The organism is Pseudomonas sp. MYb2 (genome assembly GCF_002979955.1).
GTDB lineage: Bacteria > Pseudomonadota > Gammaproteobacteria > Pseudomonadales > Pseudomonadaceae > Aquipseudomonas.
Genome location: NZ_PCQC01000013.1, coordinates 77,414 through 94,619 on the forward strand (window position 1 = coordinate 77,414; position 17,206 = coordinate 94,619).

19 protein-coding genes and 1 pseudogene are annotated in these 17,206 nt (G+C 59.4%); 10 read left to right on the top strand and 10 right to left on the bottom strand.

The features are described 5' to 3' along the window. Positions 1-2: 2 nt before the first annotated feature. The 4 genes from CQ009_RS20625 to CQ009_RS20640 all read right to left on the bottom strand — a co-directional run bounded on the left by CQ009_RS20625 (position 3) and on the right by CQ009_RS20640 (position 2,222). The gene (locus tag CQ009_RS20625) at positions 3-380 is read right to left on the bottom strand and encodes a DUF2892 domain-containing protein (RefSeq protein ID WP_064388419.1); all 378 of its coding nucleotides are present in this window, start codon (positions 378-380) and stop codon (positions 3-5) included. A gap of 81 nt (positions 381-461) precedes the next feature. After that, entirely contained in the window at positions 462-932 is a 471-nt protein-coding gene (locus CQ009_RS20630) for an RNA methyltransferase (RefSeq protein WP_007911337.1), read from the bottom strand. A gap of 183 nt (positions 933-1,115) precedes the next feature. Then, entirely contained in the window at positions 1,116-1,487 is a 372-nt protein-coding gene (locus CQ009_RS20635) for a YajD family HNH nuclease (RefSeq protein ID WP_007911336.1), read from the bottom strand. A 48-nt stretch (positions 1,488-1,535) separates the two neighbouring features. Beyond that, a complete protein-coding gene (locus tag CQ009_RS20640) occupies positions 1,536-2,222 on the bottom strand; it encodes a spermidine synthase (protein ID WP_105708477.1) in 687 nt (228 codons plus the stop codon). Positions 2,223-2,302: 80 nt separating this feature from the next. Between CQ009_RS20640 and CQ009_RS20645 the strand changes: the two genes are divergently transcribed. Next, positions 2,303-2,587 carry a hypothetical protein gene (locus CQ009_RS20645; RefSeq protein WP_064388414.1) on the top strand — a complete coding sequence of 95 codons (285 nt, stop codon included), beginning with the start codon at positions 2,303-2,305 and terminating at the stop codon, positions 2,585-2,587. Here CQ009_RS20645 and CQ009_RS20650 read toward each other — a convergent pair. Together CQ009_RS20650 and CQ009_RS20655 are read right to left on the bottom strand one after the other, a co-directional pair. Next, complete coding sequence (locus CQ009_RS20650; protein WP_034153174.1) at positions 2,584-3,057, bottom strand: cyclic nucleotide-binding domain-containing protein; 474 nt, start codon at positions 3,055-3,057, stop codon at positions 2,584-2,586. The genes CQ009_RS20645 and CQ009_RS20650 overlap by 4 nt on opposite strands. A gap of 201 nt (positions 3,058-3,258) precedes the next feature. Continuing rightward, positions 3,259-5,313 (bottom strand): S9 family peptidase, encoded by a 2,055-nt coding sequence (locus tag CQ009_RS20655; protein WP_105708480.1) that lies wholly within the window; start codon positions 5,311-5,313, stop codon positions 3,259-3,261. Between the two features lie 226 nt (positions 5,314-5,539). On the opposite strand from CQ009_RS20655, the gene CQ009_RS20660 reads away from it, so the two are divergent. The 3 genes from CQ009_RS20660 to CQ009_RS20670 are packed head-to-tail and all read left to right on the top strand — an operon-like array spanning position 5,540 to position 7,386. Next, positions 5,540-6,037, top strand: coding sequence for a hypothetical protein (locus tag CQ009_RS20660; RefSeq protein WP_064388410.1), 498 nt, complete (start codon positions 5,540-5,542; stop codon positions 6,035-6,037). Between the two features lie 16 nt (positions 6,038-6,053). Next, on the top strand, positions 6,054-6,830 hold the full coding sequence (locus CQ009_RS20665) for a class II glutamine amidotransferase (RefSeq protein WP_105708482.1): 777 nt from the start codon (positions 6,054-6,056) through the stop codon (positions 6,828-6,830). 13 nt (positions 6,831-6,843) lie between these two features. Then, complete coding sequence (locus tag CQ009_RS20670; protein WP_064388407.1) at positions 6,844-7,386, top strand: DUF2937 family protein; 543 nt, start codon at positions 6,844-6,846, stop codon at positions 7,384-7,386. 123 nt (positions 7,387-7,509) lie between these two features. On the opposite strand, the gene CQ009_RS20680 is transcribed toward CQ009_RS20670, so the two are convergent. After that, positions 7,510-8,421, bottom strand: coding sequence for a LysR family transcriptional regulator (locus CQ009_RS20680; protein ID WP_105708484.1), 912 nt, complete (start codon positions 8,419-8,421; stop codon positions 7,510-7,512). Positions 8,422-8,579: 158 nt separating this feature from the next. Here CQ009_RS20680 and CQ009_RS20685 point away from each other — a divergent pair, with 158 nt between their 5' ends. The 4 genes from CQ009_RS20685 to CQ009_RS20700 all read left to right on the top strand — a co-directional run bounded on the left by CQ009_RS20685 (position 8,580) and on the right by CQ009_RS20700 (position 12,295). Continuing rightward, positions 8,580-9,866: an MFS transporter gene (locus tag CQ009_RS20685; RefSeq protein ID WP_105708486.1), complete on the top strand. Its 1,287-nt coding sequence runs from the start codon at positions 8,580-8,582 to the stop codon at positions 9,864-9,866. Positions 9,867-9,927: 61 nt separating this feature from the next. After that, positions 9,928-10,680: a 5-oxoprolinase subunit PxpA gene (locus tag CQ009_RS20690; protein WP_105708488.1), complete on the top strand. Its 753-nt coding sequence runs from the start codon at positions 9,928-9,930 to the stop codon at positions 10,678-10,680. Further along, the gene (locus CQ009_RS20695) at positions 10,677-11,381 is read left to right on the top strand and encodes an allophanate hydrolase subunit 1 (RefSeq protein WP_105708490.1); all 705 of its coding nucleotides are present in this window, start codon (positions 10,677-10,679) and stop codon (positions 11,379-11,381) included. Before CQ009_RS20690 ends, CQ009_RS20695 begins: the two co-directional genes overlap by 4 nt. Continuing rightward, complete coding sequence (locus CQ009_RS20700) at positions 11,378-12,295, top strand: biotin-dependent carboxyltransferase family protein (protein WP_105708493.1); 918 nt, start codon at positions 11,378-11,380, stop codon at positions 12,293-12,295. The genes CQ009_RS20695 and CQ009_RS20700 overlap by 4 nt, the downstream gene beginning before the upstream one ends. A gap of 87 nt (positions 12,296-12,382) precedes the next feature. Here CQ009_RS20700 and CQ009_RS20705 read toward each other — a convergent pair whose 3' ends face one another. Together CQ009_RS20705 and CQ009_RS20710 are read right to left on the bottom strand one after the other, a co-directional pair. Further along, positions 12,383-13,561 carry a VWA domain-containing protein gene (locus CQ009_RS20705; RefSeq protein WP_064388394.1) on the bottom strand — a complete coding sequence of 393 codons (1,179 nt, stop codon included), beginning with the start codon at positions 13,559-13,561 and terminating at the stop codon, positions 12,383-12,385. 12 nt (positions 13,562-13,573) lie between these two features. Further along, a complete protein-coding gene (locus CQ009_RS20710) occupies positions 13,574-14,419 on the bottom strand; it encodes a MoxR family ATPase (protein WP_064388391.1) in 846 nt (281 codons plus the stop codon). Between the two features lie 280 nt (positions 14,420-14,699). On the opposite strand from CQ009_RS20710, the pseudogene CQ009_RS20715 reads away from it, so the two are divergent. Then, a pseudogene (locus CQ009_RS20715) lies at positions 14,700-14,948 on the top strand (DUF2442 domain-containing protein); the annotation flags it as partial. Positions 14,949-14,964: 16 nt separating this feature from the next. On the opposite strand, the gene CQ009_RS20720 reads toward CQ009_RS20715, so the two are convergent. Next, positions 14,965-16,041, bottom strand: coding sequence for a DUF748 domain-containing protein (locus tag CQ009_RS20720; RefSeq protein WP_105708496.1), 1,077 nt, complete (start codon positions 16,039-16,041; stop codon positions 14,965-14,967). Between the two features lie 127 nt (positions 16,042-16,168). Here CQ009_RS20720 and cysK point away from each other — a divergent pair, with 127 nt between their 5' ends. Continuing rightward, positions 16,169-17,143 (top strand): cysteine synthase A, encoded by a 975-nt coding sequence (gene cysK / locus CQ009_RS20725; RefSeq protein WP_064388383.1) that lies wholly within the window; start codon positions 16,169-16,171, stop codon positions 17,141-17,143. The last annotated feature ends 63 nt before the right edge of the window (positions 17,144-17,206 follow it).

The window sequence follows — 17,206 nt, forward strand, 5'->3', positions numbered from 1 at the left end:
GATCAAACCCCGGCTTTCGGCGACTTCACCGAATCATTGCCGGTCACCGTGGCGGTGCTGGTCGCCGCCTCGGCATTCGCCTTCAGCTTGCTCAACTCTTCCCCGGCCCGCTCGATCTTCGCGCGCACGTTGTTCATGTCCTGACGACTCTTCTCGATCAGGCTTTTCATCGAGCTGTGCCCGGTAATCCCGCGCGCCATGGCCACGCCGCCAATCGCCACCTGAATCAAACCAAACACACCGCCACGGCGCAGGCCTTTGCCGACCATGATCACGCCGCCCGCGAGTGAGCCGATGCGCTCCCAGCCTTCGACGTTCTGCTCGGAATGGCTCTGGAACGGGGTGGATTCGATGCGTTCGACACGTTTGAGCTCGGTCATGATCTTTCTCCAGGCAATGAGTAATCGATAAACAAGCTGACTGCCGGAGCGGTCAGCTCGTTCCATCGAATATGCGCTGTTTCAGCGGAATTTCGGCCCGGAGCGGGTGTTCAGGCCCTTGGCCATGCGGTCGTAGAGCACGACGTTGACCGTGGCGGCGAGGTTCATGCAGCCGGTGGTCGGGATGTACACGACGTCTTCGCACCAGTCGCGGATCTCTTTATCCAGCGAACCGTCTTCGGGACCGAAGATGTACAGGGCGCGATCCGGGTGGGTGTATTCCGGCAACGGGCGGGCGCCTTCGACCAGTTCCACGGCGACGGGTACGCAGTTGAGCGGGAGAATCTTTTTCAGATCGTCGATGCCGATCAGCGGGATGTCATAGTGCACGCGTTTGGTGTCGGTGACGAAGTCGGCGGCGCGTTCATAGCGCTTGCCGGTGTAGAACACTGACGCCACGCCATAGCAGCCTGCGGCGCGCATCACCGAACCGACGTTCTCCGGTGATTTGGGGTTATACAAACCAATGCAGCTGTACCGTTTGTCTGCCACGAGCGGGGTGCCTTCGGGAAAAAGAGCGCGATTATACGGGGATTGGGGGAGGGCGGGCAGATTCAAGATTTGCGGTGTTCGGGAGATCGCTATCGCGAGCAGGCTCACTCCTACAGGGGAACGCATTCCAAAATGTAGGAGTGAGCCTGCTCGCGATGGGGCCTTAACGGCCAATAAAGATCTTTAATCTTCTTTTTTCATCAACCCGGCCAACGCGGCAAACGGGTTATGCGTCGCCTTGGCAATCTTCGGCGTGCTCAGCGAGCCTTCGCTGAAATACTGCTGATCGGTATAACGCGAATGTTCGTTATCGTGGCAATACAGGCACAACAATTCCCAGTTCGAGCCGTCCTGCGGGTTGTTGTCGTGGTTGTGATCGCGGTGATGCACGGTCAGTTCGCTCAGGCGCTTGCCGGAAAACTCACGGGTGCAGCGGCCACAGACGTGCGGGTACATCTTCAGGGCCTTGTCGCGGTAGCCCATTTCCTTGTCGCGCTGGTTGTCGGCGAGGATGCGATCCAGCTTCGACGTGTTGGTGGGGGTGGACGAACTCATGGGTTCACCTTTGTAAAAGACTAATGACGGTTATGTGCAGAGTTTAGCTCAGCCCTTGAGCTTCTCGGCAATCCAGATCGTGTGGCGCGTGCCCTTGTTGCCATGGGCAAAGACCTGGATTTCTTCGGCCTTGAAACCGGCCTTCTTCAATTTGTCGGAAAACAGCCGATCAGCACTGGCCGACCACACGGCGAGCACACCTTTGGGCCGCAGGGCCTTGGCGCACGCGTTCAGACCGGCGGCCGAGTACAACCAGCTATTGGCCTTCTGGGTCAGGCCTTCAGGGCCGTTGTCGACGTCGAGCATGATCGCGTCGAAGCCGTTCGGCTCGCTTTGCAGCACCTTGGCCACGTCTTCCTGACGGATCACCGTGCGTGGATCAAGCAACGGGCGACCGGATTTTTCCCCGAGCGGGCCACGGTTCCACTCGACCACGCCGGGCACCAGCTCAGCGACCACAACTTCAGCGCTCTTGCCCAGGTGCTTGAGCGCCGAGGCGAGGGTGAAGCCCATGCCCAAACCGCCGATCAGCACCCGCGAGTCCGGCCGGCCAGCGACCTTGCGGCACGGAATTTCCGCCAATGCGTCTTCGGAACCGTGCATGCGCGTGTTCATCAATTGTCCGCCGTCACCGCCCTGGATCTTGATGACAAAATCCTCGCCATACTCGAACAGGCACAGGGCACCGCCGCTTTCAGGGATCGGGGTAGTGTCGAGCAGAACGAAACGTTTCATGGAAATCTCTACAAGGGGGAAGGCAAGCAGGCCCGTTGGGAGTAGCCTGAGCGCAGACTAGAGGCCAAACGGAGCCCTTGATGAAGCGCACCATTCTAACGGTCATTGCCCTGGCCGTGCTCTCGATTACTGCAGTGCAGGCGCAGCAGACGATTCCGCTCAGCCCCGCGCCGCAACCCGGCTCGCCCGGCACCGCGACACCGACGCCGTATCCGCAGATCACGCCGATCAACATTCCCAAGTCCGGCGCCGGCAGTGGCAGCCCACCGCTGGTGCCGATCGAGATGCCCAGCCCGCCGAGCAAGGATCAACCGCTGCCCGGTATCGAACCGAGCGGCACCAAGGCGAAATCCCCCGGCGGTTAAACCTGTTGCGCCGCCAGTTGACCGTCGGCCATGCGCAGGCGTTTCGACAGCGAAACGGCGAGGGCGCGGATGATCTTCGCGGCGATCTTCGGCGCGTCGTTGAGCATTTTTTCCAGCGAGTCCTTGCCCAGGTTCAATAGCTGACAGTTCGTCGCCGCCACGCACGTTGCCGAGCGTCGCTCACCGTCGAGCACGGCCATTTCGCCAAAGGCACGCCCGCTGCGCAGGGTGGCCATGGTGATGACCTGGCCATCGGGCCCGGTTTTCTGCACGGCGACCTGGCCGGTGTGGAGGATGCACATGAAACTGCCGGCATCGCCCTCGCGGAAAATCGCTTCGCCTTCGGCCACGGTGCTGATGCTGAAATAGCCGGAAGCGGCCGCAAAGTCGGCCAGTTGCAATTGATCGAACAGGCCACAGTCCATCAGCCAGTCGCGGATTTCGTTGTTCAGGAAGGTCGGTTCTGACATGTCGTCACGGTCTTTTTGTTTTCACTGTTTCAGGCTTCACACGATCCCTTGTAGGAGTGAGCCTGCTCGCGATAGCGGTCGGTCATTCAAATCATCTTTAACTGACATACCGCTATCGCGAGCAGGCTCACTCCTACAGGAGATCTGTGGGTATCGGCCTCTTGGGTCTGCAATTAAGACCCAAGTGACCGACGGAGTTCCTCAGACCAGGCCCAAAACCTTGAAAACAAATGCGTATTCGAGCGCTACGTCACGTAATCCCTGATAACGCCCGCTCATCCCGCCATGCCCGGCGCCCAGTTCAGTCTTGAGCAGCAGCACATTGTTGTCGGTCTTGGTCGCGCGCAGTTTCGCCACCCACTTGGCCGCTTCCCAGTACTGCACGCGGCTGTCGTTGTAGCCGGCGATTACCAGCGTCGCCGGATAATCCTGCGCGGTGACGTTTTCGTACGGTGCATACGCCTTGATCCGCTCGTAAACCTCCGGCTCTTCAGGGTTGCCCCATTCGTCATATTCGGTGACGGTCAGCGGCAGGTCGGGGTCGAGCATGGTGTTGAGCACGTCGACGAACGGCACTTCAGCAATCGCCACGCCGAACAGATCCGGACGCTGGTTGAGCACGGCACCGATCAGCAAACCACCAGCGCTGCCGCCACTGATCGCCAGTTTTTCGGCCGTGGTGATGCCGTTGAGGATCAAGAACTCGGCGCAGGCAATGAAGTCGCTGAAGGTGTTGTGTTTGTGTTCCTGCTTGCCGGCGCGATACCAGGCTTCGCCCAGTTCACCGCCGCCGCGCACATGGGCGATGGCGAAGGCCATGCCGCGATCCAGAAGGCTCAGACGGGCGTGGGAGAACCACGGATCAAGGCTCGAGCCGTAAGCGCCGTAACCATAAAGATACAGCGGCACCGCTTGGCCGACCATTTCGCGTTTCATCACCAGGCTGATCGGCACTTGCGTGCCGTCTGGCGCAGTGGCCCACAGACGCTGGCTGACGTAAGCGTCGGCGTCGAACGAACCGAGCACCGGGGTTTCTTTGAGTACCGTCTGCTCGCCGCTGGCAAGGATCAATTGGCGAACTTGTGCCGGGCGGTTCAACGCTTCATAGCGCAGACGAATGCGATCGCTCTCGAACTCCAGGCTGTTTTGCACATAGAGGCTGTAGGCAGCATCCGGCAGTTGCACGCGATAGGGGGCCAGGCCGTGTGGGTGAACCTCGATGATCGGCAGGCCACCTTCGCGCAGGCTCAGGGTCATGGCCTCGGTGTTGAGGCTGACACCGTCGAGCATCACCGTGTCGCTGTGCGGGATCAGGTTCTGCCATTCGGCTTCGGTCGGTGCGGTGCCGGTATCCGGGGCCTGATACAGGGCGTAGTTGATGCCGTCGCGATTGGTACGGATAAACCACGTCCACACGCCATCGAGCAGGCCGTGATCGACGTCGTATTCATGATCTTCGACCCGTGGCGCCAGGCAGGTGAAGGGCTGGTGCGGTTGATTGGCGTCGAGCGCCCAGACTTCGCTGGTGGTCTTGCTGCCCAGCGACAGCAGCAGTTGCTGTTCGGAACTTGAACGGTAGCAATGCAGGAAGAAGCGCCCGTCCGGCTCATGGAAAACTTCTTCGGCAGCGGTGCCGTCGAGGCGATAGCGCAACAGCTTGTGTGGGCGGTGCGTGTCGTCGAGTACGCCGAAAAACAGGGTCAGGCTGTCGTTGGCCCAGGTCATGCTGCCGTCGCAGTCTTCGAATTCCAGTTCGCTGACTTTGTTGTTGGACAGCTCTTTGACGAACAGCGTGTAAATCTCATCCCCCGAGGCGTCGACGCTGTAGGCCAGACGCTGGTGGTCCGGGCTGATGCTGAAGGCGCCCAGCGAGAAGAACCCGCCGTTGGCCAGCACGTTCGGGTCGAGCAGCAGTTGTTCGCGGCTTTCGTCGAGGGTCAGGCTGTCATCGGCCGGACGCGGGCAGCGGTAATGCCGGGCGTATTCGTCACCGGCGGTAGTGCGCGTGTAATACAGGAACGGGCCCCAAGGCGAGGGCAGGGACAGGTCGGTTTCAAGAATCCGGCCCTTGATCTCTTCGAACAGCGTTTCGCGCAACTCGGCCTGATCGGCGGTTTGCGCCTCTTGGTATGAGTTTTCGGCCTTGAGGTAATCGAGCACCGCGTCGGTGTCGCGCTCCTGCAGCCAGGCATACGGGTCGGCACCGGCGGCCTTGCGGGCAATCGGGGCACTGATGACGTTGGCGGATTCGGGCATGAAAGGCTCTCGGACAATGTTCGGAATAGGGTTTTTCGCAGCGCTTGAAACCGCCGCAGCCCCTGTAGGAGTGAGCCTGCTCGCGATAAGGCCGGCACATTCAACATCAATGTTGTCAGGCTGTCCGTCATCGCGAGCAAGCTCACTCCCACAGGTCGCATGTCTATTGGGACAAGCCTGGCGGGCGAAAAGTCGTTACTATAAGCGCCTCTTTGCCTGCCTTGCCATGGACACCATGACCGAGAACGACTATCTGATCGCCTGGGGCCTCTACGCCTTTGCCGCTGTGGGCTGCCTGTTGGTATGGATGCGCCTGACTACCTGGATGTGGCGCTGGTTGCGCGAGCCGTTGCGCGTACTGATGGCCGTGTTGCTGTTCAGCCCGACCATCATTGATCCGGTGAAGGCCAAGGTTGCGCCGTCCATTGCCATCACTGCACTGGATCTGGCCTTCAAGGTCGGCAACAACGCCTGGCGCGCGGTCTCCGACCTGTTCATGTACGGCATGATCGCTTTTGGCCTCTATCTGATCTTCGTGCTGATCCGCTTCCCGATTGAACGTGCATCGCGTGCGCGCCGAGAGCAGGCCGAGGCTGCCAAAGCCGCAGCCCGTGCCGATGACCGCAACGACGATCAACCGTTCGGCGCTGCTGGTGATGACCGCTACGGGCGCCCACCGGTTCCGAACAATCCGCAGCGCATGCGGGTCGAGCCGCGTCTGTAATCCCGAGAGTCCGCACATGTGTGAATTACTGGGCATGAGTGCCAACGTGCCGACCGATATCGTCTTCAGCTTCACCGGTCTGATGCAGCGCGGCGGCCGCACCGGCCCGCACCGCGACGGTTGGGGCATCGCCTTCTATGAAGGCCGTGGTTTGCGTCTGTTTCAGGACCCGGCAGCGAGCAGTGAGTCGGAAGTCGCCAACCTGGTGCAGCGTTATCCGATCAAGAGCGAAGTGGTCATCGGCCACATCCGTCAGGCCAACGTCGGCAAGGTCTGCCTGTCCAACACCCACCCGTTCGTGCGCGAACTGTGGGGGCGCAACTGGTGCTTTGCGCACAACGGCCAGCTCGCCGATTTCAGCCCGATCAAAAGCTTCTACCGCCCGGTCGGCGATACCGACAGCGAGGCGGCGTTCTGCGATTTGCTCAACCGCGTGCGTGCAGCATTCCCGGAGCCGGTCGAAATAGAGGAACTGCTGCCGGATCTGGTCGCCGCGTGCGCCGAATACCGCAGCAAAGGCGTGTTCAACTGCCTGCTCAGCGATGGCGACTGGCTGTTCTGCTATTGCTCGACCAAACTCGCACAGATCACCCGGCGTGCACCGTTCGGCCCGGCGCGGCTGAAGGATGTCGATGTGATTGTCGATTTCCAGGCCGAAACCACCCCCAACGACGTGGTGACGGTGATCGCTACCGAACCGTTGACCGAAAATGAAACCTGGACCCGCTACGAACCGGGCCAATGGAGCCTGTGGCGACGCGGCGAATGCGTAAGTCAAGGCAAGACCGAATAAGGATTTGCACCCCATGTTGCTCAGTTATCTACGGCTGGTGTTGTTTGCGGCGGGCCTGTTGATCGGTGTCCAGGTACCGGGTTTCATCAACGATTACGCGAAACGGGTCGAGGCGCACCTGATCGAAGCGCAAACCGGTTTGCGCGGGTTTCAGGGCACCGCCGAGCAGTTCTTCAAAGGCGACATCCAGGCACTGGTGGCGCATTACCGCGCCAGCGAAGACCCGGTTTTTCGCAGTGATGCCGATAGCCTGAGCACTTTGCTCGATCGGCAGATCGCGTTGGACAAGCAGTTCCAGGCGATGCAGGGCCCGTGGTACATCCGCTTCCTGCAAGTGGTGCTGGCGGCTGATCCGGATATCCGCAAGGAAACCTGGAACGGATACAGCTATCAGATTCTGCTGACCCCGGAAGCGATGATCTGGGGCATGAGCGGCGCTTTGTTGCTGTCGTTCGGCATTGAATGCCTGTTCCGCCTGATCGACTGGGTGGTGCTCGGTGGCAAGCGGTTGCGTCAGAGCCGGCCGATCGAAGACCGCGACGTGCGCGGCCTCTAAGATCAGCGCAGTAAGGATCGTTCCCACGCTCTGCGTGGGAATGCCTCATCGGACGCTCCGCGTTCGGCTTTCGAGGGACGCGGAGCGTCCCGGGCTGCATTCCCACGCGGAGCGTAGGAACGATCAACTTAACGCGATGTAGTCCTTGCCCACCTTGTGCGCATACCCTTCCAGCACCTGCTGACACAACGTCACAATCTCCTCGACCCACTCAACGCCCACCCGCCACGACACCACCACCTGCAAGTTCGGTGGCCGTTGATCAATCGCCAGCAAGGTCAATTCCCCCCGCGCCAATTCCTCAGCCACCAGCACCGGTGGCAGCACACCAATGCCAAATCCATCGCGTAACAACCGCGTGATCGCCGACACCGAATTCACGCAATTCAAGCGCGGCGCCAACACGCCATTCGCCTGCATCAACGCCAGCAGATCCTGATGCGGTCGGGAGTTTTTCGAGTAGGTGATGATGCGTTCCTGCGCCAGTTCGGTGAGGTCGGCGTAGTCGCGGTTGTAGATCGAATTACTGGCGACAATCCAGCCCAGCGGATGGCTGGCCAGCTCCAGACTGCGTACGCTTTCATGGCGCACCAGATCGGTTTGCAGAATCAGATCAAGAAAGCCTTTTTGCAGCTGATCGCAGAGGTTCAGCGAGGTATCCGCCACCAATTCGATTTCGACCCGTGGATACAGATCGGTCATCTGCGCCACCAGCGGGCTTAGCCAGGTGTGGATCACCGTGTCCATCACGCCAATGCGCACCCTACCGACCTTGCTCGAACGGGTCTCGATCGACTGCCTGAGCGCCGACATGGTGTCGAGCATCTGCTCGGCATACTCCAGTACTTTCAACCCTTCGGGCGTCAGGCTGACACCGCGCGAATCGCGCAAAAACAGCTTCACCCCCAGCTCACCTTCCAGCACCGCAATGCGGCTGGAAATCGATGCCTGAGTGGTGAACAGCTTGTCAGCGGTCAGGCGAAAACTCTTCAGGCGGGCGACCCAGACAAAGGTCTCGAGAAACTTCAGGTTCATGGGCAAGGCTCGGGTGACAAATTTTTCTTATGCCTAAGGCGGGTTTTTATTCGTTGGACGCAGCACGCCCGGGCGACGAAAAATCGACGCATCCGGTCCCCACGATAGGCGTCGTCGGGGCTACGAACAAGACCAATAAGAACCTGCGGAGATAAGCCATGAGTGCTCCCGAAACCCTAGAAGCATCCACGGCAACGGCGCGTCCGGGGCCGTTCGACTGGTATCGCAACATCAACCAGCAGGAGCGTCGCACGTTCTGGAGCTGCAAGATCGGCTACGGTCTGGACGGCATGGACACGCAGATGCTCAGCTTCGTCGTGCCGACACTGATCGCGATGTGGGGCATCACCACCGGCGAAGCGGGGCTGATTCACACCAGCACGTTGATCGCTTCAGCGATTGGCGGTTGGGTCGCCGGGATTCTCTCTGACCGTATCGGTCGCGTGCGCACCCTGCAACTCACGGTGTTGTGGTTTGCCTTCTTCACCTTCCTCTGCGGCTTCGCGCAAAACTACGAACAACTGCTGATCGCCCGCACCTTGATGGGCTTCGGTTTCGGCGGTGAATGGACGGCTGGCGCGGTGCTGATCGGCGAGGTGATTCGTGCCAAGGACCGTGGCAAAGCGGTGGGCATGGTGCAATCCGGTTGGGCGCTGGGCTGGGGACTGACGGCGATTCTGTATGCGCTGCTGTTCTCGGTGTTGCCGCCGGAAGATGCCTGGCGCGCGCTGTTCATCCTCGGCATTGTGCCGGCGATTTTCGTGATTTTCGTGCGTCGACTGGTGAAGGATCCAGAGATTTATCGCGAGGCCAAGGCTCAGCAAACGCCAGAGAACCAATCAAAGTTCTACGAAATCTTCGCGCCCGGCATGCTCTTCACTACGTTCCGCGCTTCGCTGCTGACCACCGGTGCTTTGGGCGGCTATTACGCGATCACTTCGTGGCTGCCGACCTTTCTCAAGAATGAGCGCGGCTTGAGCGTACTCGGCACTGGCGGTTATCTGGCGATGGTGATTGTCGGCTCTTACGTCGGCTATGTGATCAGCGCCTACCTGACCGATCTGCTCGGCCGCAAAAAGAACTTCATTCTCTTCGCGGTCGGCTCCTTCACCATCGTTCTGCTCTATACGCAACTGCCGGTGAGCAACGGCGTGATGTTGTGGCTGGGCTTCCCGCTGGGCTTCTTCGCCTCAGGGATTTTCAGCGGCATGGGCGCGTTTCTGACTGAGCTGTTCCCCACGCGGATTCGCGGTTCCGGGCAGGGCTTTTGCTACAACATCGGTCGGGCGCTGGCGGCATTGTTTCCACTGCTGATCGGTCTGCTTAGCCAGAAAGTACCATTGAGCGTCGGCATTGGCGCATTTGCGGCGGTGTCTTACGGCGTGGTGATCATCGCGGCGTTGAGCCTGCCGGAAACCCGTGGCAAGCAACTCGATGCGCAGTAACTGATAATCTGCGTCGTAAAGTCCTACAGATAAAAAGACAAGCCCTACAGGAGTGTTCACCGTGAGCCGCCTGCTATTGAATTGCGACATCGGCGAGAGCTTCGGCAGCTGGACCATGGGTCTGGATGCCGAGGTCATGCCCTTCATCGATTGCGCCAACGTCGCCTGCGGCTTCCATGCCGGTGACCCGAGCATCATGCGCAAGACCGTCAGCCTGGCCTTGAGCCACGGCGTAAAAATTGGTGCGCATCCGGCCTATCAGGATCTGGTCGGTTTCGGTCGCCGCTCCATGGCGTATTCCGCGCAAGAGCTGCAAGACATCCTGCATTACCAGATCGGCGCCCTCGTCGGTATTTGCAAGGCGCAGGGCGGACGGGTCAGTTATGTCAAACCCCACGGCGCGATGTACAACGACATGATGGCCAACCCGGCGCAATTGCGTGCGGTGATCCAGGCTGTGGCCGCTTACGACCGCAGCTTGCCGCTGATGCTGATGGCCACTCGCGACAATTCTGCCGCGCAGCAAATCGGCGATGAGTACGGCGTGACCCTGTGGTTCGAAGCGTTCGCCGACCGCGCCTACGACAGCGCCGGCAAACTGGTCTCGCGACAATTGCCGGGCGCGGTGCATCACGATCCCGAGATCATCATCGAGCAAGCATTGACCATCGCCCGTGGCGACAACCTGACCGCCAACGATGGTAGCGCCTTGCACCTGCAAGCCAATACGCTCTGTGTGCACGGCGACAACACCAGTTCGGTGGCCGCCGTGCAACGCATTCGCCACGCCTTGAATCAGCAGAGCGCGTCATGAACCCAAGGATTGAAGTGGTGGCACTGGATTGCCTGATGTTGCGTTTGTTCGATGAAATCGCCGAAACCAACATGCCGTGGATGCTCGCCGCCAGTGAGCGCTTGCGTGTGGTATTTGGCGGGCAACTGATCGATCTGGTGCCGTCGTATACGACGTTGATGGTGCATTACGATTTGACGGTGTTGAACCCGAATCAGGCGCGGGCATTGATCGCTGAAGCGTTGATCGACCTGTCGCCGAATGCGCGAACCGCTGGCCAATGTCATGTGCTGCCGGTCTGGTATGACCTCAGCGTCGGGCCTGAATTGAGCTTGCTGGCCGAGCGCAGCGGGCTGGCGATCGAGGAGGTGATTCGTCGCCACAGTGGTCGCGAATATCAGGTGTTCGCCCTGGGTTTCGCGCCTGGTTTTGCCTTTATGGGTTTGGTCGAAGAGATGCTGGCGGCGCCTCGTTTGAACACGCCGCGCAAGAAAGTCGCGGCCGGCAGCGTCGGCATTGCTGAACGCCAGACTGCTGCCTATCCCGTCGTGTCCCCCGGTGGCTGGAACCTGATCGGTCGCACGCCGGCGAAACTGTTTGATCGTCATCGCGATGGCTACAGCCTGATGCAACCCGGCGACACCGTGCGTTTTGAAGCAGTCAGCCACGCCGAATTCATCCGACTGGGCGGCGACGACACGCCACTGGAGGCGCAGGCATGAGCCGACTGACGATTGAGGCGAGTACGCCGCTGTGCCTGTTACAGGACGCCGGGCGATTTGGCGTGCGGCATCTGGGCGTGACCCAGGGCGGCGCGGCGGATTGGAACGCGATGAGTTGGGCCAACTGGCTGTTGGGCAATGGTCTGGATGTGCCGGTCGTCGAAATCACCCTGGGTGGGTTTGCTGTGGTGGCTGACGAGGATTGTTTGCTGGCACTGGCCGGGGCGGATCTCGGTGCGCAGGTCGACGGTCAGCCGTTGGCGCCGTGGCGCAGTTTCAAGTTGGGCAAAGGGCAGACATTGCAGTTCAAGCAGCCGTTGCTTGGGGCTCGGGCCTACCTGGCGGCGCCCGGTGGCTTTGTGGCGCCGAAGGTGCTGGGCAGTAGCGCCACTGTGGTGCGTGAAGAGCTCGGCGGGCTTGATGGCATGGGTTTGCCGTTGGCCAAGGGTTCGGCGCTGAGTTATCACGGGGGATCGCAGTGGGTGCGGGAACTGCCCTTGGCGCTGCGGCCGGATTTGAAATCGACAGCACCTCTGGATCTGGTGCTTGGCGCACAGATCGGCCAGTTCAGCGGGCAGAGCGTGTTCGATGTGTTCAACAGTGCCTGGACACTGGACAGTCGCGCGGATCGCATGGGCATTCGTTTGCTGGGTAAGGCGTTGGAATATCAGGGCCAGCCGATGATTTCCGAGGGCATTCCGTTGGGCGCGGTGCAAGTGCCGCCGGACGGCCAGCCGATTGTATTGCTCAATGATCGGCAGACGATTGGCGGGTATCCGCGATTGGGCGCGTTGACGCCGTTGGCGTTGTCGCGGCTGGCACAGTGTCTGCCGGGGGCTCAGGTGCGGTTGCGGCCTGTAGTGCAGGACGTCGCGCACCGTGAGCACATCAAATATCTGCAGAGATTTGGCTGAAGATCAAAAGATCGCAGCCTTCGGCAGCTCCTACAGGGGAATGCGAATTTCACTGTAGGAGCTGCCGCAGGCTGCGATCTTTTACTTTTATTTGGACAAAAACCGCATTCCTTCCTCAAGCCCGCGCAACGTCAACGGATACATCTGATCCTCGATCAAATCCCTGACGATGTTCGTGGAAGAGGTATACCCCCAAGTATCTTTCGGATACGGATTGATCCAGATGAGCTTCTTGTATTTCTCCATGAAACGCTGCATCCACACATAACCCGGCTCTTCATTCCAATGCTCGACACTGCCGCCGGCCTGGGTGATTTCATACGGCGCCATGGCGGCGTCACCGATGAAAATCACCTTATAGTCAGCGCCGTACTTGTGCAGCAGATCCTGGGTCGAAGTGCGCTCCGAAGTGCGGCGCATGTTGTTCTTCCACACCGATTCGTAAACGAAGTTGTGGAAGTAGAAGTACTCCAGATGCTTGAACTCAGTCTTGCAGGCCGAGAACAGCTCCTCGCAGATCTTCACGTGCGCGTCCATCGAACCGCCGATGTCGAACAGCAACAACAGCTTCACCGTATTGCGCCGCTCCGGGCGCATCTGGATGTTGAGTAGCCCGGCGTCCTTGGCGGTGTGGTCGATGGTGCCGTCGATGTCGAGTTCTTCCGCCGCGCCCTGGCGAGCGAATTTACGCAGACGACGCAGGGCAACCTTGATGTTGCGCGTGCCCAGTTCCACCGAATCATCGAGGTTTTTGTACTCGCGCTGATCCCAGACTTTCACCGCTTTGCCCTGGCGCTTGCCGGCATCACCAACCCGAATGCCTTCCGGGTTGAAGCCGCCGGAGCCGAACGGGCTGGTGCCGCCGGTGCCAATCCATTTGTTGCCGCCGGCGTGACGTTCCTTCTGTTCTTCCAGACGCTTTTTGAATTCTTCGATCAGCTTGTCCAGACCGCCAAGGGACTGGATCTGTGCGCGTTCTTCGTCAGTCAGCGAGCGCTCGAATTCCTTGCGCAGCCAGTCTTCGGGAATCAGCGCCTGCAAGTGATCGTCGAGCTTTTCGAGGCCATTGAAGTAGGCGCCGAACGCACGGTCGAACTTGTCGAAATGGCGTTCGTCCTTCACCAGAATCGCCCGCGACAAGTAATAGAACTCGTCCATGTCGGCGAAGGTCACGCGCTGTTTCAGCGCGTTGATCAGGTCGAGCAGCTCGCGCACCGACACCGGCACCTTGGCGGCACGCATTTCATTGAACAGGTTGAGCAACATGGCATCAGCCTCTTAGCGAGAACCGCGACGGCTCATGAACGCCAGACGCTCAAGCAGTTGCACGTCCTGTTCGTTCTTCACCAAGGCACCGGCCAGCGGCGGGATGGCTTTGGTCGGATCACGTTCGCGCAGCACCGCTTCGCCGATGTTGTCGGCCATCAGCAGCTTCAGCCAGTCGACCAGCTCGGAAGTCGACGGCTTCTTCTTCAGGCCCGGCACTTTGCGCACGTCGAAGAACACGTCCAGCGCTTCGCTGACCAGATCCTTCTTGATGTCCGGGTAATGCACGTCGACGATTTTCTGCAGGGTCGGGCGATCCGGGAACGCGATGTAATGGAAGAAGCAACGGCGCAGGAAGGCGTCCGGCAGCTCTTTCTCGTTGTTGGAGGTAATGATGATGATCGGGCGCTTCTTGGCCTTGATGGTCTCGTCGATCTCGTAAACGTAGAACTCCATCTTGTCGAGTTCTTGCAGCAAGTCGTTAGGGAACTCGATGTCGGCCTTGTCGATCTCGTCGATCAGCAGAATGACCCGCTCTTCAGACTCGAAAGCCTCCCAGAGCTTGCCCTTCTTCAGGTAGTTGCGCACGTCGTGGACTTTTTCGTTGCCCAGTTGCGAGTCGCGCAAACGGCTGACCGCATCGTACTCGTACAGGCCCTGATGAGCCTTGGTGGTGGACTTGATGTGCCAGGTGATCAGCTTGGCGCCGAACGACTCGGCCAGTTGCTCGGCGAGCATGGTCTTGCCGGTGCCCGGCTCGCCCTTGACCAGCAGCGGCCGCTCCAGGGTGATGGCGGCGTTGACCGCCAGCTTCAGGTCATCGGTGGCGACGTAGGCCTGGGTGCCTTCGAACTTCATCTGCTAATCCTCGAACGGTAACGCCGACCTGAACGGGCAGGGCGGGGGCGAAATAATCGGATGCCCGACTATAACGCGCAGGCCGGTCGACTGTGAACGCAGACGGCTTATTCAGTCTCTGAATGGGGCGTCACATGTTGACTCAGTCTCGGCCGATGGCCAGTATTCAGGTATCGCCGATTTGGCGATAGCCTTCAGGATGTCCACTGAATCTGTGGCGAGGGAGCTTGCTCCCGCTGGGCTGCGAAGCAGTCCCCATCTGCCCGGAGGCGCTGAATTGATGTTATCCATGAAACGACCACGCTTGGCGGCAGTTACTGCGCTCTCTGATAGTCGGCTTGCACTCTGCTTTGTTGATGGTCGCGCGCTGACACTCGATTTGAGTCGAGATATTCAAACGTATAAGCAGTTGCAGCCCTTGCTTGATCCCCAAGTCTTTGCGACTGCCATCTTGGGCGATAAAGGTTGGACCGTTGAATGGCCGGCCCCGGATATTCAGATTGGCGCCGATACTCTATATCTGGATGCTTCTCCAGAAATGAACCCTAACCCGCATCAGGCTTCGGCCGCTCATAGCGGGCATTGAATGCCTGGACGAAGCCATTGCGCAAAATCTGCAAAAACGCCTCGAATGCGCTGATATTTTGCTGATGCACGTTGCCGCTGAGTTCTACCTTGGTGGCGAACTGGTTTTTCGCCTGGTTCTTCAGCACGGTTTCCGTGCCGCCCACCAGTGCCTCCCAGACTGAGCGGAAGATGCTTTTGTTCTGGTTTTCCACGTCCTGTTGCCAGTTGAACACTTCGACGTCGCGCAGCAGTGGTTTGATATAGCCGTTGACCTGGGCTTTTTTGGCTTGGGCTTCGATCACCACATCACCGTGGCCGGCGTTGAAGTCGAACTTGCCGTAGGCCGAGGCGAAGTCGTTCATGCGCTTGAGTTCGATGTCTTTGGCGCGCAGACGGAATTCGAAGTCCTCGAAGTTGCTCAGAGGGTCGAACGTTGCGGTGGTTTCCAGCGGTGCGTGCCCCAGCAGCAGGGCTTTGCCTTCAAAGCGGGCGTCGCGTTTGCCCTGTTTGTCGACCACGTTGGTCAGGTTGTAGATGCTCGCGTCAACATTGGTCGCGTTCATGTTCACTTGAGGTTTTGAATTGAAGTTGCGGAAACTGATCTTGCCGTCCTGAATCTGTACTTCGTCGAGAGTGATCGGCAGCAATTTGCCCAGTTGCGCGCGCCAGTCGGTGCCTTGACCTGTTTGTGAGTTCTGTTTGTTAGCGCCACCATCGACGAAATTGACTTCAGGATTTACGAATCTCACCTGCGCCACGACGGCATGGTCGTACCACAGCGAATGCCAGCTGACCGCCAGATCGATCAGCGGCGCGTTGACGAACGGCACCGGCACCTTGCCGTCGACCTTGACGATTTTCAGACCGTTGATCTTGTAGGCGCCGCGCCATAGGGCCAGGTCGACATCAGTGATCTGGCCCCGATAGTCACCCATGTCCGCCAGTTTGCCGTTCAGATAGTCGCGCACCATGTAGGGCAGGGCGATGTGCAGTGCTATCAGCAACACAACGACGACGGCGAAAATCCCTAGTGGCCAACTGTAGCGACGCTTCATGACGGCAATTCCCTGACGATGTAAGCGATTGACTATTACGCCGCGCAGTCGTTCGACCCGACTGGACTGCGCCAGGCAACAGGCATACCTTTGAAGGCTGAATTCAACGCTGCATAAGGACCCAGCCATGAGCCGCATTTTCGCTGACAACGCCCATTCCATCGGTAATACGCCGCTGGTGCAGATCAACCGCATTGCGCCGCGTGGCGTGACCATCCTGGCCAAAATCGAAGGGCGCAACCCCGGGTATTCGGTCAAGTGCCGGATCGGCGCAAACATGATCTGGGATGCCGAAAGCAGCGGCAAACTCAAGCCCGGCATGACCATCGTTGAGCCAACCTCGGGCAACACCGGTATTGGCCTGGCTTTCGTTGCGGCCGCCCGTGGTTACAAACTGATGCTGACGATGCCGGCGTCCATGAGCATTGAACGGCGTAAGGTCCTCAAGGCGTTGGGCGCAGAACTGGTATTGACTGAACCGGCGAAAGGCATGAAAGGCGCCATCGAGAAGGCGGCCGAGATCGTCGCCAGTGATGCCGACAAATACTTCATGCCGGCGCAGTTCGATAACCCGGCCAACCCGGCCATTCACGAAAAGACTACCGGCCCGGAAATCTGGAACGATACCGATGGTGCGGTCGATGTGCTGGTAGCGGGTGTCGGCACCGGCGGAACCATCACCGGCGTTTCGCGGTATATCAAGAATACCCAGGGCAAACCTATTCTATCGGTGGCCGTGGAACCGGTGTCTTCACCTGTGATTACTCAGGCATTGGCCGGTGAAGAGATCAAGCCAAGTCCGCACAAGATCCAGGGTATTGGCGCAGGTTTCGTCCCCAAAAACCTCGATCTGTCGATGGTGGACCGGGTTGAGCAGGTCACCGACGAAGAATCCAAAGCCATGGCCCTGCGTCTGATGCAGGAAGAAGGGATTCTCTGCGGTATCTCCTGCGGCGCCGCGATGGCCGTCGCGGTGCGTTTGGCGGAAACCCCGGAGATGCAGGGCAAGACCATTGTGGTGATTCTGCCGGACTCCGGTGAGCGTTATCTATCGAGCATGCTGTTCAGTGATCTGTTTACCGAGCAGGAAACTCAGCAGTAGATCCATTTGATTCAGGTCAGCCAGGGTTCAGGATCGTTATGTTAATAAATGCTTTGTTGCGCA